This window comes from Sphingobacterium hotanense, assembly GCF_008274825.1.
Classification (GTDB): domain Bacteria; phylum Bacteroidota; class Bacteroidia; order Sphingobacteriales; family Sphingobacteriaceae; genus Sphingobacterium; species Sphingobacterium hotanense.
This window is the reverse complement of sequence record NZ_CP030848.1, coordinates 1336011-1352944: the sequence shown is the minus strand read 5'-3', so window position 1 is coordinate 1352944 and position 16934 is coordinate 1336011. Positions and strand designations below refer to the sequence as shown.

Here is a 16934-nt window from a genome sequence, read left to right as displayed (position 1 = left end):
ATTGGAAGAAAAGATTCAAAAAGAGAGAGGACAACAGACTATCTGCATTGGAAAGCTTCGGGCTATTAGTATCACTTGGCTTTGGTCTCTCAACCTTTACACCTATGACCTATCAACGTCGTCATCTACAACGACCCTATAAGGAAGTCTCATCTCGTGGCTAGTTTCGCACTTAGATGCTTTCAGCGCTTATCTATCCCGGACGTAGCTACCCTGCCGTACACCTGGCGGCATAACAGGTTCACCAGCGGTCCGTCCAACCCGGTCCTCTCGTACTAAGGTCAGATCCACTCAAACTTCCAACGCCCACAACAGATAGGGACCGAACTGTCTCGCGACGTTCTGAACCCAGCTCGCGTGCCACTTTAATGGGCGAACAGCCCAACCCTTGGGACCTTCTCCAGCCCCAGGATGTGACGAGCCGACATCGAGGTGCCAAACCTCCCCGTCGATATGAGCTCTTGGGGGAGATCAGCCTGTTATCCCCAGAGTACCTTTTATCCTTTGAGCGATGGCCCTTCCATACAGAACCACCGGATCACTATGTCCGTCTTTCGACCCTGGTCGACTTGTAGGTCTCACAGTCAAGCAAGCTTATGCCATTGCACTCCTCGTACGGTTACCAAGCGTACTGAGCTTACCTTTGAAAGCCTCCGTTACCTTTTTGGAGGCGACCACCCCAGTCAAACTACCCACCAAACAATGTCCTCGGCACAGCCGAGTTAGAAACCGAATACAGAAAGGGCGGTATTTCAAGGTTGTATCCACGATTCCTGGCGAAACCGCTTCACATACTCCCGCCTATCCTACACATCCTGTACCCAATTTCAATGTTAAGCTATAGTGAAGGTTCATGGGGTCTTTCCGTCCCGTTGCGGGTAACCGGCGTCTTCACCGATACCACAATTTCACCGAGCTCATGGCTGAGACAGCGCCCAGATCGTTACACCATTCGTGCAGGTCGGAACTTACCCGACAAGGAATTTCGCTACCTTAGGACCGTTATAGTTACGGCCGCCGTTTACTGGGGCTTCGATTCAATGCTTCTCCTTGCGGATGACATCCCCTCTTAACCTTCCAGCACCGGGCAGGTGTCAGGCCTTATACTTCATCTTTCGATTTCGCAAAGCCATATGTTTTTGCTAAACAGTCGCCTGGGCCTTTTCACTGCGGCTTCTCCATCACTGGAGGAAGCGCCCCTTCTCCCGAAGTTACAGGGCCATTTTGCCGAGTTCCTTAGCCATGATTCACTCGAGCACCTTAGGATTCTCTCCTCGACCACCTGTGTCGGTTTGCGGTACGGGTGTTGATAACCTGAAGCTTAGCGGGTTTTCTTGGAAGTCTGCTTACCTGCACTATCAGCGCCCCCGAGGGTTTGCTGTACTATCAGATTTCAGCTAGACCGGCGGATTTGCCTACCGGTCCAATACCTACGTCCTTCAACGAACTATTCCGTCAGTTCGCGGCAGTGTCACTACTCCGTCACCACATCGCAGTCATCAACAGTACGGGAATATTAACCCGTTGTCCATCGGCGTTCTCCTTTCGGATGAGCCTTAGGCCCCGACTAACCCTGATCCGATTAGCGTTGATCAGGAAACCTGGGTCTTTCGGTGGGCGGGTTTCTCACCCGCCTTATCGTTACTTATGCCTACATTTGCTTTTCTATAAAGTCCACCACAAGTCACCTTGCGGATTCGCCCCCTATAGAATGCTCCCCTACCAGTGCAATAAATTGCAATCCATAGCTTCGGTAGTAATCTTGATGCCCGTTTATTATCCACGCCCGGTCGCTCGACTAGTGAGCTGTTACGCACTCTTTAAATGAATGGCTGCTTCCAAGCCAACATCCTAGCTGTCTGGGCAACCGGACCTCGTTAGTTCAACTTAGACTACATTTAGGGACCTTAGCTGATGGTCTGGGTTCTTTCCCTCTCGGCCTTGGACCTTAGCACCCAAAGCCTCACTGCCGGCCATATCTAACAGCATTCGGAGTTCGTCTGGATTTGGTAGGATTTGACTCCCCCGCACCCAATCGGTAGCTCTACCTCTGCTAGACTCAATGCCGACGCTGTTCCTAAAAACATTTCGGGGAGTACGAGCTATTTCCCAGTTTGATTGGCCTTTCACCCCTACCCTCAGGTCATCCGGAAACTTTTCAACGTTTATCGGTTCGGTCCTCCAGTACGTGTTACCGCACCTTCAACCTGCCCAAGGGTAGATCACAAGGTTTCGCGTCTACCTCATCCGACTATGCGCCCTATTCAGACTCGCTTTCGCTTCGGCTCCTTGACTTAATCAATTAACCTTGCCGGACAAGAGTAACTCGTAGGCTCATTATGCAAAAGGCACGCCGTCACGGAACAAGTCCGCTCCGACCGCTTGTAAGCACACGGTTTCAGGTTCTTTTCACTCCTCTGTTCGAGGTTCTTTTCACCTTTCCCTCACGGTACTGGTTCACTATCGGTCTCTCAGGAGTATTTAGCCTTACCAGATGGTGCTGGCAGATTCCCACAGGATTTCTCCGGTCCCGCGGTACTCAGGATACCACTATGCCTGTATTCTTTACCTGTACGGGGCTATCACCCATATCGCGCAGTTTCCCACCTGCTTCCAGTTCATAGCACAGTACAATGTCGTGGTCCTACAACCCCCATATTGCCGTAACAATATAGGTTTGGGCTTTTTCCCGTTCGCTCGCCACTACTTGGGAAATCATTATTATTTTCTCCTCCTACGCTTACTTAGATGTTTCAGTTCGGCGCGTTCGCGTATTATACAATATACCTTCAGTATATTAGGTTGCCCCATTCGGAAATCTGCGGATCGAATCGCATTTGCCAATCCCCGCAGCTTATCGCAGCTTATCACGTCCTTCATCGCCTCTGAGAGCCTAGGCATCCCCCGTGTGCCCTTATTTACTTTCTTCACACTATCACCCCTTTTGCTAAGTGATAGGTTGCTTTCGCTTATTCTACAAGTAGAAAAAGCTTCTGTTGTCTTCTCTTGTGTCTCTTTTCTTCCAATATGTCAAAGAACTCTTTGTCTTCGCTAGATAATAGATGTCAGATATTAGATCGTAGACCTAGAGCGCCATAAAGGCCTCTGATGTCTATTGTCTGATGTCTCACATCTGTCATCTTCGATGACTCGTGGAGAATAACGGATTCGAACCGTTGACCCCCTGCGTGCAAGGCAGGTGCTCTAGCCAGCTGAGCTAATTCCCCATCGTGTGTCTTATGGTAGTCCCGAGCAGATTTGAACTGCTGACCCCTACATTATCAGTGTAGTGCTCTAACCAACTGAGCTACGGGACTAGCTTAATTCTCATCTTCTCAAGATACCATGCCAACTTACGCTGGGCAGGTACTTTCTTCTAATGTGTTTCTTGTTTTAACGATCAAATGTTGCGCAGACGAGCCGGAATCAGGCTCTAGAAAGGAGGTATTCCAGCCGCACCTTCCGGTACGGCTACCTTGTTACGACTTAGCCCCAATTACCGGTTTTACCCTAACACGCTCCTTGCGGTTACATGCTTTAGGTACCCCCAGCTTTCATGGCTTGACGGGCGGTGTGTACAAGGCCCGGGAACGTATTCACCGCGTCATTGCTGATACGCGATTACTAGCGAATCCAACTTCACGGGGTCGAGTTGCAGACCCCGATCCGAACTGTGAATGGCTTTTCGAGATTGGCATCATATTGCTATGTAGCTGCCCGCTGTACCATCCATTGTAGCACGTGTGTAGCCCCGGACGTAAGGGCCATGATGACTTGACGTCGTCCCCGCCTTCCTCTCTGCTTGCGCAGGCAGTCTGTTTAGAGTCCCCACCTTAAATGCTGGCAACTAAACATAGGGGTTGCGCTCGTTGCGGGACTTAACCCAACACCTCACGGCACGAGCTGACGACAGCCATGCAGCACCTAGTTTCCTGTCCCGAAGGACGGATGCGTCTCTGCATCCTTCAGTAACTTTCAAGCCCGGGTAAGGTTCCTCGCGTATCATCGAATTAAACCACATGCTCCTCCGCTTGTGCGGGCCCCCGTCAATTCCTTTGAGTTTCACCCTTGCGGGCGTACTCCCCAGGTGGATAACTTAACGCTTTCGCTTGGACGCTTACTGTATATCGCAAACATCGAGTTATCATCGTTTAGGGCGTGGACTACCAGGGTATCTAATCCTGTTCGATCCCCACGCTTTCGTGCATCAGCGTCAATAACGGCTTAGACAGCTGCCTTCGCAATCGGTGTTCTGAGACATATCTATGCATTTCACCGCTACTTGTCTCATTCCGCCGTCTTCAACCGCATTCAAGCACTTCAGTATCAAAGGCACTGCGACAGTTAAGCTGCCGTCTTTCACCCCTGACTTAAAGTGCCGCCTACGCACCCTTTAAACCCAATAAATCCGGATAACGCTCGGATCCTCCGTATTACCGCGGCTGCTGGCACGGAGTTAGCCGATCCTTATTCTTCGAGTACATTCAGCTATCTACACGTAGATAGGTTTATTCCTCGACAAAAGCAGTTTACAACCCATAGGGCAGTCATCCTGCACGCGGCATGGCTGGTTCAGACTTCCGTCCATTGACCAATATTCCTTACTGCTGCCTCCCGTAGGAGTCTGGTCCGTGTCTCAGTACCAGTGTGGGGGATTCTCCTCTCAGAGCCCCTAGACATCGTCGCCTTGGTGAGCCGTTACCTCACCAACTAGCTAATGTCACGCGAGCCCATCCATATCCTATAAATATTTAACTACTTGATGATGCCATCTCGTAGTCTTATGCGGTGTTAATCCGAATTTCTTCGGGCTATCCCCCTGATATGGGTAGGTTGCTCACGCGTTACGCACCCGTGCGCCACTCTCACCATCTGTTAGCAAGCTAACAAATGGATCCCGTTCGACTTGCATGTATTAGGCCTGCCGCTAGCGTTCATCCTGAGCCAGGATCAAACTCTCCATTGTAAAATGAAGTGTAAGATCAAGACTATTTATAATAAATAGAATTGTCTTTATTTAAATATCTGTTTCCCTGGTTCCGATCTGGTTGAATTGATTTCTAAAAATCTTCTTGTTCAACTTTCGACTTGCGTCTACTCGCTGCGCTACATGATCATTATTTCTTAAAGAACTTTTCGCTTCCGCATCACGCTTCCGCTTCTCTTATGTTGTGCGCCTTGTTTCCGTGGCGCTCAAACTTTCAGTTTTATCAGCTTCGAGCCTTGCGCTCTCAGCCGTTCCCCGTAGTTGGGACTGCAAAGGTAGAAGGTTTTTTTTAATCTGCAAAATTTATTTTAAAATATTTTTTGAGGCTTTTTTTTGAGGTGGATCCTGAGTGCTTTTCAGCCCTGCAGATCCTGCTCTTTCCTTCCCGATGTCATGGCCGTTTCGGCCGTCCCTCCCTTGCGGAGTGGTGCAAAGATAGGGACAAATTGACCATACTTCCAAGACCTGCAAACGAATATTTTTAGCGGAACAGCGTAACTCGCTAGCAATGTGAGCAATAATTTATCGAGAAATAGGTAGGAAAGGACGGTTGCGGGGGATTGTGGAGGGAAATGGAGGGTTGAAAGGAGCTTGGAAGGGGACTGCGTTGGGTCAAAGCTTTTGGTGTACCACTGCTCTCCCCTATCAGAGCCCTCTCCGAGCGGGCTTGATTGGGTTATGTATGGGGTCTGAATTGGGAGAGCAAGGGTTCTGAGCCGTCGGAGCTGTGTGGAGGGGGTTGGGGAGTTGACTTTGAAACTTTGTTTTAGAAGTGGGATTTTGTCTTATTCGGCGTTTGTCTTTGAGGGAAGGAAGAAAGGGAATTTTGTCTTGAACCAGGAAAGGAAGGATACAAGGATGATCAGGATCAGGTATGGCGGCGGATAAGGGGAACAATTATATATCTTTTAAGAAACGTGTGCCCGATCCTGTCAATCCTTAAATCCTTCCTTTCCTGGTTCAAGACAAAACAATTGAATAGCTCCATCAACTGCCAAACAATAGTGCCTGCGTGCTTATAAAAACAAAAGAAGCAGCCCTTATCGGGCAGCTTCCTCGTCTTTTGGAGAAATCTACATTATCTCCAACCATCTATTTTATTTTACCTATTTATTTCCATCCACCACCAAGGGCTTTATAGAGAACTACTTGATTAAGCATTTTCTCTTTTAGGATGTCGACTTCTGCAACTTGAGCGACAACCAGTCCTTTTTGTGCGGTGATGATGTCCAGGTAGGTTACCCGGCCTGCTATGAAAAGTTCTTCGGCGGCTTGGATCGATGACTCCAGTGCCGCGACTTGTTCTTGAACAAAATCTTCACGGTTCTGAATTGTTCCGTGGGTTTTCAACGCTAAGGATACTTCATTTACCGCATTTAACACCACTTTCTCGTATTCCAGGAAGCTTATTCCGTAGGAAGCTTTCATGGTTTCGTATTGGGATTTCAATTCACGTTGTCTAAAGATTGGCAACGTCACGCCTCCAAACAAGCCGTACGTCACGGATTTATCGATGCTAAACAATTTGTCTAAGCTAAAGCTTTGCAAGCCTAGATAAGGGCTAATAGCAACCGATGGCAAAAATGACAAGCGCGTGCTTTCCAATTCATGGAAATCAGCTTTCAAATCCAGTCCCGCTTTTCGAATATCGATCCTGTTATTGAATAGGTCTTCCAGATTTCCAACCGAAAGATCGGCAAACAGCAAATTTTCACGCAATTGATTATTAGAACGCACAATAGGCTGATATACTCTACCGATCAGGGAATTGATCTGGTGTTCATATGCCAAAATCTCCTGCATCGCATTTTCACGTCCTGCTTTGGACTCCGCTAATATGGATTTAAATTGTTGAACCGCTAACTCATCTGCACGCCCCGCTTCCTTTTGCGCCTGCACGATCTCCAAAGCACGTTCGTGAAGATTGATATTCTCTTCGTAAACCTTAATCTTTTGGTCTAAGCTGATCAGTTCAAAGTAAGCCGAAGCAATACTACTGATCAGTTCCGTCTCCATCAAGCGTTTCAGTTCACTTTCCGACATCAGCTGCATAAATGCTGCCTCTCTCCTATTTCTGAGCTTCCCCCAAAGGTCGATCTCCCAAGAAGAGCGCACTCCGACGAAGTAATCCGGAATAAATGGTTCCGGTAGCTTCTCATCGTCCGTTAGGTTTTCGGAGAAATTAGAATCGTAGTTACCGATTCCCGATTCCGTATAATGTCCATATTTTCGTAAGCCCGCTTCGACCGCTGCGTCAATTGAAGGATAAAGCGAAGATTTGCGGAACCTGAAATTCGCCTGAGCTTTCTTGATACGCAAGACCGCTTGTCGCAAATCTCTATTGTTCAGCAGCGCAGAATCTACCAGGGATATCAAATTTGCATCGGTGAATACCTCACGCCAAGGCAAGTTTGCGACATTGGACGAATCAGTCAATACCTGCTTTGCCTCTGTATTCAATCTTTGGTCGATCTCCGGGCTGCTCGTTTGTTTAGGTACCGAACAAGAAGAAATAAACAACAAGATAACCATCGCAACAGTTGCTTCTTTCAGTCGCTTTGGTTTCTGCTTTTCTGCTTTCTTTTTTCTACGTGAGAAGAGAACTACCAGTCCAGGAATTACCAGAACACCCACAACAGTACCGATTACCATCCCTCCAACTGCAGCCGTACCGATTGTACGGTTACCGATAGCACCGGCTCCCGACGCTAACATCAATGGAATAAGTCCGGCAGCGAATGCAAAGGATGTCATCAAGATTGGGCGCAGACGTGCCACGGCCCCTTCGATGGACGCTTCCAAGACATCCATTCCCTGCTTGCGCTTCAGGTTTGCATATTCTACGATCAGAATCGCATTTTTACCTAATAGACCAATCAGCATGACAAGAGAAACCTGCGCATAGATATTGTTTTCCAATCCGAATAACTTCAAGAAAATGAATGCTCCGAAGATACCAGCAGGCAAACATAAAATTACAGGCAATGGCAGCAAGAAGCTCTCGTATTGCGCACATAACAATAGATACACGAATACAAGACAGAGCAAGAATATATAAGCCGCCTGATTACCGGAAATCTTCTGCTCGCGCGTCATTCCCGACCATTCAATTACATAACCCTGTGGCAATTCAGCAGCAATGCGCTCAACCGCCTCGATTGCTTGTCCGGAACTAAAGCCCGGTGCAGCCTGACCGGTCACCATCGCTGATGTAAACATATTATAGCGCGTGATCTGCTCAGGACCATAGATACGCTTCATTGTCATAAACGAAGAATAAGGCACCATCTCGCCATCTGCGGTTTTCACGTAAAGGTTCAAAATATCCTCCGGGCGCTTTCTGGAGAAGGCATCAGACTGTACCATTACCTTATACATCTGTCCGTACCGGATAAAGTTCGTTGCATATTGACTACCCAATAAGGTCTGCAAGGTACTCATGGAGTTCTCTACGGAAATACCCTTCTTCGCCGCTAAATCATAATCAATTTCCAGCATATATTGTGGGAAGTTCACGTCAAAGGTCGAGCTCACACTTTCAATGACCTCATCTTCCGTCAACTTCGTCATGAAATCCTTCACCACTTTATCTGTCGCTGCCAGATCCTCATTACCCGTTCTATCAAGAACGCGCAGCTCGAAACCAGATGAGTTACCGAAACCAGGAACTGTTGGCGGCGGAAAGAATTCGACTTCGGCATCAGCGATATGCGCCGTTTTCTCACGAAGCACGCGCATGACATCATCAACGGTCTGGTCTCTTTCTTTCCATTCCTTTAAGTTGATCATCCCCATACCATACGAAGCACCAGACACTTCCGTTACGATACTGTAGCCCGCAAGGATAGAAACCGTTTCCACGACATCCATTTCACGCGCCAAAGCATCCACTTCGTTCAATACAGCTTCGGTTCTATCGACGGTTGCTCCCGGCGGCGTAGTTACCGCAACATAGATCATCCCTTGGTCTTCCGTAGGGATAAACCCTGATGGCAATATTGCCGCAGATCCCCAAGTCAACACAAACATGATTGCTAATGATGCCAGCGTAATTACACGGCGTCCCGCTATTTTACTAAGCGTACCTTTATAGCCACCACTGATACGGTCGTAAACCCGGTTAAAGCCTTTAAAGAATTTATCCAACCAGTTATTGCTAGGTTTTTTATCGTGTGGTGATTTTAGAATAATAGCACATAGCGCCGGCGTTAATGTCAATGCATTGATACCCGAGATAACAATCGCCGCTGCTAAGGTCAGCGAGAACTGACGATAGAATATCCCGACAGGTCCGTCCAAGAAGGCTACCGGAACGAATACTGCAGACATGACTAGCGTGATTGCGATTACTGCAGATCCCACTTCGTCCATTGCAGCAAGTGTAGCGTCCATCGGCGAAAGATGTTCTTCTTCCATTTTCGCATAGACGGCCTCGACGACGACAATTCCGTTGTCGACGACAATACCAATTGCTAAGACGAGCGCAAATAGGGTCAGTAGGTTAATGGAGAATCCCATCATCTGCATAAAGAACAGCGATCCGATCAAACAGACAGGCACTGCCAAGATTGGGATGACCGTTGCTCTAAAATCCTGCAAGAAGATAAATACCACTAAAAATACTAAGATAAAGGCCTCTACTAGCGTAATCAATACACTGGATATGGACGCATTCAAGAAACGAGAAACGTCATATCCCATAGTATAGGTCATTCCCGGCGGGAATGTTGCCCCTTTCAGCTCTTCCATTCTGTCTTTTACACGTTGGATTACTTCCTGCGCATTAGATCCCGGAAGCTGCTTCAACATGATGGATGCCGATGGGCGGCCATCCGTTTCGGATACCATTTCATAATCCAAAGATCCAAATTCTACATCGGCGATATCCTTCACGCGAATGATAGAACCATCCACATTGGCACGGATGGGGATATTCTCATATTCCGAAACCTCGGTAAATTTACCAGGATAGCGGAGTACATACTGCTGCATGTTGACGGTTTTATCGGAGCTGATTCCTGTTTGTCCAGGCGCTGCTTCGATATTTTGTCTACGCAGGGCAGTTACTAATTCATCCGTCGAAATAGAATATGCGGACATACGGTCAGGTCTTACCCAAATACGCATGGCATAATCCTTCATTCCCATAATCTGCGCGAAACCCACCCCTTCAATACGCTTTAACTCTTTGAGGATATTGATATCCGTAAAGTTGTAGATAAAGCGTTCATCAGCCGTTTCATCATCCGTATAGAGGTTTAAGTACATCAACATACTATTCACCTCTTTTTCTGTAGTTACTCCGGCCTTGATTACCTCTTCGGGCAATTCATCGAGCACCGTGGTCACCCTGTTCTGCACGTTTACCGCAGCAATGTCGGGGTCAGTACCTACCTTAAAGAAAACTTGGATTAGGGTCGTACCATTGTTGGTGGATACGGTATTCATATAAGTCATACCTGCTACACCATTGATTGCCTTTTCCAAAGGAATTGCCACGGCGTTGGTACTCACCTCGGCGTTCGCACCGGTATAGTTCGCCGTTACGACTACTGAGGGCGGAACGATATCCGGGAACTGGGTAATTGGCAGGGTAAAGAGAGCCAATAGCCCCAATAGGGTAATAAAGATCGATATGACCAATGATAATACTGGTCTTTTAATAAATTTTTCGAACATGAAATTGCCTTCCTCCTTTAGTTATTTACCATTTTTGGTTTCACGATCATTCCATCACGTAGTGAGTTTACCCCTTCGAATACAATTTTCGAATCCTTCGGCAAACCATTTTCCACTACATAGTAATGTCCGACACGTTGTCCATTCTGGAAAGGCGTCATTTTTACGGTATCTCCTTTTAAGGTATAGACATAAGCTTTATCCTGAATCTCCACGACCGATTTCTGATGAACCATTGTGAGGTTCCCTGTCTGTGTTGGGACACCGATTCGGCCAGTAGCACCGTGTTTTAAGATTCCATTCGGATTGGGGAATTTAGCGCGGAGGGAAATCGAGCCTGTACTCGCTTCAAATTCTGACTCTACAATCTCCGCTAGTCCGCGGTGTGGGTATAACTGTCCGTTGGCCAAGATCAATTGTACTTCTTTGCTGAATTTCTGCCCTTTTGCTTCAGGATCCGTCACGATCGCTAAATACTCAGGTTCTGAGATGTCAAAATAAACATTGACGTTATTCAAATCCGAGATCGACGTGATGAGTGCTCCTTCATTTAATAAAGAGCCTTCTTTTAGAAGAATACGGTCTATCCTTCCATCAAAAGGAGCGCGGATTTGAGTATTTGCTAATCGAGTACGGTTTTGATTCAACACTGCTTCCGCCTCTCTAGCTTTCGCATGAGCCGCACGCAACTGTACGCGCAAGAGTTCATATTCTGTTCCGCTGACGATATTTTTGTCTACTAGTTTCTTAGTTCGCTCCATCTCCAGCTCCACTTTTTTCACTTCTGCCTCTGCACTATTTACAGCGGCTTGAGCTTGTGCAAAATCAGCTTTATACTCTTCATCGTTTAATGAGAACAACACCTGCCCTTTTCGAACATGTGCACCCTCATCGACATATATTTTATTTAAAAATCCCGTAAGGCGCGAACGGAGTTCGACGTTTCTTTGGGACTGAATGTCCGCAATATATTCCTTGTAAATAACGGTATCCATTTGGATTAGATTCGTAACGGGAACTACCTTTGGTTGTGCGGTAGATACTTTTTCATTACTGTTTGCCGTACAAGATGCGGCGAGCAATGCCCAGCCTAAGACAGGCAGTAGCATACGATTATTTTTCATAGCAAATTAAAATGTGGTATATATAAAATAAAATAGAATACAAGAGGACGAGGGGTGTCAACCTTTCGGTGCACCAGTACCAATCCCTAAAAGCGGCTTAAAGGGCAGAAATTAAAATGGGCGGTATCTATACAAAAAGCTGTAATAGCCAGGGAGGCATAGCGTTTTTGAGAGATAAAATGGGTGATCTTGATCTTTGAGTCGATTGATCAATCGCGATAACAGCCAAGTAAAGACCATTACCATAGGCAGGAAGCCTACTAATAGTGAAAAAATACGATAATCGTCAAAGATAATTCCCGGTAGAGACTCCGGCAATTCGGAATGGTTGATATTTAAGAGTTCTTCCAGTACGACTTCCACGAAGGTTTCGTTCGACTCTTTAGTCGCAAGACCGAAGTAGTCAGTCTGCTTGACCTCATAACAAAGGATGTTGAGGTAGCCGAACAATGCCAAGAAATGGAGAAATCTGAACATACGCTGCAAAGATACACAACAGCGTTAGGGCACAACTATGCCTATTGTAAAAAAACTGTGATAGAAAGGCGTTTAAGCCTTTTTTTCTGTCATTTCAGTGTCGTTATCTGCTGGTTCGTCATCGAATAGAATGCGAACAGAAGGGGTATAAGTATCCTCGTGTTGTCCGTTTTTAGCCGCCCAAAAGAAAGCGCCCAGAAAGAACAACGCAATAATAACACTACAACCGATCAGCATAAATATGATGTTCATAAGGACAAATTTAAATTAATTTTCTACGTTTTGCATATGCACGTGTCATCAAACTAGTAAACGAGATGATCGTCACTGTACTTATCGGCATCAGTATCGCTGCAAATAGAGGAGACATTGTTCCCTGTACAGCAAAGCTCAAACCGATCGTATTGTATGCCAGCGAGATCATAAAACTCATTTTGATCACCTTTACGGCATCTTTACTAAACTTAAAGAACTTAGGGAGCTTACTGAACGATGCACCGTCCAAAATAGCATCACAACCTGGTGAGAAGTTATTGATATCGTCGGACACGGCAATTCCTAAGTCAGCCTTTCTTAACGCTCCAGCATCGTTCAATCCATCGCCCAACATGCAGACCTTATGGTTTTCTTTTTGCCAATGCTCGATCTTGTTCAATTTATCCGAAGGAGTTTGATTGAACAACAAGCTGGCTTGTGTTGGGAAAATAAGCTTTAGGGCATCTGCACGGCGCTCATTATCCCCTGATATCAGATGCAACTGATAATGATTGCCTTTGAGTTGATTTATAACATCAGTCAAACCTTCGCGCCAAGATTGCTCTAGGGTAAATAAACCTTTAATCTGACCATTTACGCTGATGTAAACAACCGAGCCTTCGAAATCTTTTGTCTCGGTTCCGACGAAACTTGCCGAGCCGACTTTCATTTCCCAATCTTGATATACTGCCGCTTGTCCTTTTCCCACTGTTTCGACATAATTTGAAATCGGTAGTACAGGAACTTCGCCCAGCCACTTAATAATCTCTCTGCTTAAAGGGTGGTTGGAGTTACGACAAATTGAGAATAACAGGCTTCTTTCCTGTGCCGTCAACTCGCCTTCGAAATACATGCTCGATACGTTGGGTGAAGAAATTGTTCCGGTCTTGTCAAAAACAACGGTATCAATCGCCGCCATCTGCTCGATTGCAGCAGTATTTTTGATGTATAGTTTGTTCTTATCGAATATACTGAGCGCGGCAGAAAGCGTAAAAGGCGAACTTAAGGCTAATGCACAAGGACAGGCAATAATCAATACTGCAGTAAATGCTGCCCATGCTTTCTCGGCATTTCCTGTAATTCCCCAATATGCTGCCGCTGAAAATGCGATCAATAGCAATCCGATAGTAAAGTATTTACTGATGTATCCAATGAAGGTTTCAAATTTCTTTTCTACTTGCTTAAAACTTTCATTGTTCCATAACTTCGTAAGGTAACTTTGCGATACTGCCTTTACGACTTCCAGTTCAATCGCTTCACCGATCTGTCTACCTCCGGCATACACGACCTCACCTAGCACCTTTTCTACCGGTTTGCTCTCGCCGGTTACAAAACTGAAATCCACCGCAGCATTCCCTTTTAGTAGAATGGCGTCGGCAGGGATTATCTCGTTATTGCGCACCATGATGCGATCCCCTACTTTCAAGTCTGCAATCTGCGTCGGTTTATTGATTTCATTTTCAATAACCGTCACTGCGACCGGAAAATAAGAACGGTAGTCGCGTTCGAAGGATATATGATAGTAGGTACGCTGTTGCACCCATTTACCAATCAGGATAAAGAATACCAAACTACAGAGGGTATCCATGAAGCCAGCTCCGGTTTGCGAAATAATTTCAAATGCCGAGCGGAAGAACAAAACGAAAATACCTAGAGCCAAAGGCACATCTAAGTTCAGACGTTTTTGTTTGAGACTATACCAAGCGGACTTGAAGTAGTCAGAGGCACTAAATAATAGCACCGGCAGTCCGAACGCGAGATTCATATAGCCAAAGAAACTGGTATATTGGCGTTCGAATTCTGCCATTCCGAAATACTCCGGAAAGGAGATCATCATGGAGTTACCGAAACAGAATCCTGCAACTGTAATCTTGGCGATCAGTTTATTCTGATTTACTTTTTTGCTTTCCTTGATTACATCTTGCAGTGTAATTTTCGGGTCGTAGCCTATTTGATGTAATAATTCTACTAAATCGCGAAGTGAAATTTCATTTTTGAAGAAAGTTATACTCGCTTGCTTCTTCATAAAGTCAACTTGGGATGTCTTAACTCCCGGGTTTAACTTATAAAGATTTTCTAGCAACCAAATACAAGAAGAACAGTGTATTGCCGGCACGTAGAACGTGATAATCGCCATATTGTCGTCTTGATAGTCTACTAACTTGGCGATAATATTTGGCTCATCGAGATAGGCTAAATCTTCTTTTTGCGCTTTCTGCGATTTTCCCGGATGGGTATTATAGCGGTAATAGCTTGCTAAGTTGTTTTCATTAAGGATTTGGTAGACTGTTTGGCAGCCCAAGCAGCAGAAGCTATGTTTATCTAAAATATAGGAAGTATCTTCAATTGTGTCACCACAGTGGTAACAATTGGTATCCAGCTTTAATTCATTCCTTACATCCATGGCATTACGACTATATAGCTTGGCTGAACAGGTTTTCTCTTTCTTGAGTTTCGTGTAATCTTACGTCAAATGCCATACACACATTGCGCAAGAAGGATTTCCCTATTTGTGTTATTTCTACTTTATTGTTCGTTACGGTCACTAAACCATCGGCTATCATTGGTTGCAAACGTTTCAGTATATCCTCGTTTTCTTTTACGCTATCCTTCAATATAACCTTTCCGCGGCACATCATGTCCAAGATATATTGGCGAATATGTGTATCTAACTCTGTCAATAGGTGTCCTTTCACTACTGGAAGTTTCCCTTCCCCTATTAACGCATGATATTCCTCTACTGTTTTAACATTTTGCGCGAAGCCTGTCCAAGCATCACTGATAGACGACACTCCCAGTCCAAGCAACAAGGGTGTATAACGATCGGCATAACCCATAAAGTTACGGTGTAGACCGCCATTTTTCGATGCAATATATAGAGCATCTTCCACTTTTGAAAAGTGATCCATACCTACATCTTTGAATCCCGCAGCTTGGATCATTTCTTTTCCCAGTTTATACAAATTAAGTTTTTCTTCGCCAACCGGAAGATCATGCTCTGTAAATCGGCGTTGTCCAGGTTTAATCCAAGGCACATGCGCATAACTGTAGAAAGAAATACGGTTGGGATTTAAACGTAAAGAATGTTCAATTGTCATCTTTACTGACTCCGCCGTCTGTAATGGCAGACCATAAATTAAATCAAAGTTGATGGAGTCGTATCCAATTCCACGAGCATCCTTCATTACGCGATCAACGTCCTCTACAGTTTGGTGGCGGTTAATGATAAACTGAACCTTTTCATCAAAATCCTGAATTCCTAAACTCAGTCTTTTGAACCCTAAATCATAAAGGGTTTTCAAATGATCGTATGTTGTATTTGCTGGATGTGCTTCGAAAGAGAATGATGCTTCTGCAGCCTTTCTATTTCCAGATAGCAACCCGTTGATCAATCTTCTTAAGTTCTCTGCTTTAAAGAAAGTAGGGGTACCGCCTCCTAAGTGAATCTCACTGATTAACAGGGACTCGTTACCAAGGATTCGTTTATACATGCTCCATTCTTTTAGCAGCGATTCGATGTATGGTGTTTCTACATTATGGTTCTTGGTGATTCGCGTATTACAACCGCAATATGTGCAGAGGCTTTCACAATAAGGAAGATGGACATAAATGCTTATCCCATTATGCTTAGAACTCTTAAAGTTTTGGGCGACTCTAAAGCGCCACTCCTGTTCGTTAAAAGCATCGTTTTCCCAAAAAGGGACAGTTGGGTAACTCGTGTAACGAGGTGCAGCAACGTTGTACTTGCTGATCAATTGATTTAAATCTGGGTTTTCCATCTTAACTTTGTTTAGTCCTGTTAGCACAGTCCATTCGACATTGGCACGCTTCGCCGGCACATCCCCCGACCATCCATTGGGTTAGATTCTGGATAGTTTGCTTGGCTATACTTTCCATTGACGAGTCAAAAGGAACGTTTGCCACGTGCATTTTTAATTCACCAGCGTAATCAAGGTCGATATGATCGGTAGTTTTAGAACGAGTAATTACGCTTTTAACCCCCATTTTGTACAATTCAAATAACATTACACGATCAAGAATATCACGATCGGAAATCAATACGGCCTCTTTACCCATTGCAAAGTGGATCGTACTAAAGTTCAGTTCGTTCGATATCAAAGTCAGATCATGGACTTTGGCATTTGCCTTAGCCAAGACTTCCTTCTCTTGATCTAATATATTGTATGCAATCACTCTCATTCCTAAATTTGTAGCTAAGTAGCCCAAAGGTAGGCTTAAAACGAGGATGAACTAGTGAATGGCATCATGTAAAGAAGTGATATATATCACACCAACCGCATGGCATTAATTCGCTATTGAATGGTACCTGTTACAGTAATCATGAATTGTGATAAATATCAGTTGCATGAAACGATATAGATTTTAACCACTTAATTATCAATATCATACCA

The 16934-nt window shown here is 45.3% G+C and carries 7 protein-coding genes, 2 tRNA genes and 2 rRNA genes; all 11 read right to left on the bottom strand.

Features of this window, described 5'->3' with window-relative positions:
* Positions 1 to 46: 46 nt before the first annotated feature.
* The 11 genes from DSM08_RS05640 to DSM08_RS05590 all read right to left on the bottom strand — a co-directional run bounded on the left by DSM08_RS05640 (position 47) and on the right by DSM08_RS05590 (position 16722).
* Positions 47 to 2928, bottom strand: a 23S ribosomal RNA gene (locus DSM08_RS05640).
* 225 nt (positions 2929 to 3153) lie between these two features.
* A tRNA-Ala gene (locus DSM08_RS05635) sits at positions 3154 to 3227 on the bottom strand.
* A gap of 13 nt (positions 3228 to 3240) precedes the next feature.
* A tRNA-Ile gene (locus DSM08_RS05630) sits at positions 3241 to 3317 on the bottom strand.
* A 120-nt stretch (positions 3318 to 3437) separates the two neighbouring features.
* A 16S ribosomal RNA gene (locus tag DSM08_RS05625) occupies positions 3438 to 4966 on the bottom strand.
* Together the 16S and 23S rRNA genes with 2 tRNA genes alongside form the textbook arrangement of a ribosomal RNA operon.
* 1131 nt (positions 4967 to 6097) lie before the next feature.
* Positions 6098 to 10666 carry an efflux RND transporter permease subunit gene (locus DSM08_RS05620; protein WP_149525244.1) on the bottom strand — a complete coding sequence of 1523 codons (4569 nt, stop codon included), beginning with the start codon at positions 10664 to 10666 and terminating at the stop codon, positions 6098 to 6100.
* Between the two features lie 17 nt (positions 10667 to 10683).
* Positions 10684 to 11790 carry an efflux RND transporter periplasmic adaptor subunit gene (locus DSM08_RS05615; protein WP_149525243.1) on the bottom strand — a complete coding sequence of 369 codons (1107 nt, stop codon included), beginning with the start codon at positions 11788 to 11790 and terminating at the stop codon, positions 10684 to 10686.
* 111 nt (positions 11791 to 11901) lie between these two features.
* The gene (locus DSM08_RS05610; protein ID WP_149525242.1) at positions 11902 to 12267 is read right to left on the bottom strand and encodes a hypothetical protein; all 366 of its coding nucleotides are present in this window, start codon (positions 12265 to 12267) and stop codon (positions 11902 to 11904) included.
* 72 nt (positions 12268 to 12339) lie between these two features.
* Complete coding sequence (gene ccoS / locus DSM08_RS05605) at positions 12340 to 12519, bottom strand: cbb3-type cytochrome oxidase assembly protein CcoS (RefSeq protein WP_149525241.1); 180 nt, start codon at positions 12517 to 12519, stop codon at positions 12340 to 12342.
* Positions 12520 to 12529: 10 nt separating this feature from the next.
* Positions 12530 to 14926, bottom strand: a complete 2397-nt coding sequence (locus tag DSM08_RS05600) for a heavy metal translocating P-type ATPase (RefSeq protein ID WP_149525240.1) — start codon at positions 14924 to 14926, stop codon at positions 12530 to 12532.
* Between the two features lie 10 nt (positions 14927 to 14936).
* On the bottom strand, positions 14937 to 16301 hold the full coding sequence (hemN, locus tag DSM08_RS05595) for an oxygen-independent coproporphyrinogen III oxidase (protein WP_149525239.1): 1365 nt from the start codon (positions 16299 to 16301) through the stop codon (positions 14937 to 14939).
* A gap of 1 nt (position 16302) precedes the next feature.
* Positions 16303 to 16722, bottom strand: a complete 420-nt coding sequence (locus DSM08_RS05590) for a Rossmann-fold NAD(P)-binding domain-containing protein (protein ID WP_149525238.1) — start codon at positions 16720 to 16722, stop codon at positions 16303 to 16305.
* Positions 16723 to 16934 lie beyond the last annotated feature (212 nt).

Bases quoted from the DNA above. Each gene is read 5' to 3' on its own strand.
- DSM08_RS05590 (WP_149525238.1), bottom strand. From the start codon at position 16,722: ATGAGAGTGATTGCATACAATATATTAGATCAAGAGAAGGAAGTCTTG.
- hemN (WP_149525239.1), bottom strand. From the start codon at position 16,301: ATGGAAAACCCAGATTTAAATCAATTGATCAGCAAGTACAACGTTGCT.
- DSM08_RS05600 (WP_149525240.1), bottom strand. From the start codon at position 14,926: ATGGATGTAAGGAATGAATTAAAGCTGGATACCAATTGTTACCACTGT.
- DSM08_RS05610 (WP_149525242.1), bottom strand. From the start codon at position 12,267: ATGTTCAGATTTCTCCATTTCTTGGCATTGTTCGGCTACCTCAACATC.
- DSM08_RS05620 (WP_149525244.1), bottom strand. From the start codon at position 10,666: ATGTTCGAAAAATTTATTAAAAGACCAGTATTATCATTGGTCATATCG.
- DSM08_RS05615 (WP_149525243.1), bottom strand. From the start codon at position 11,790: ATGAAAAATAATCGTATGCTACTGCCTGTCTTAGGCTGGGCATTGCTC.
- ccoS (WP_149525241.1), bottom strand. From the start codon at position 12,519: ATGAACATCATATTTATGCTGATCGGTTGTAGTGTTATTATTGCGTTG.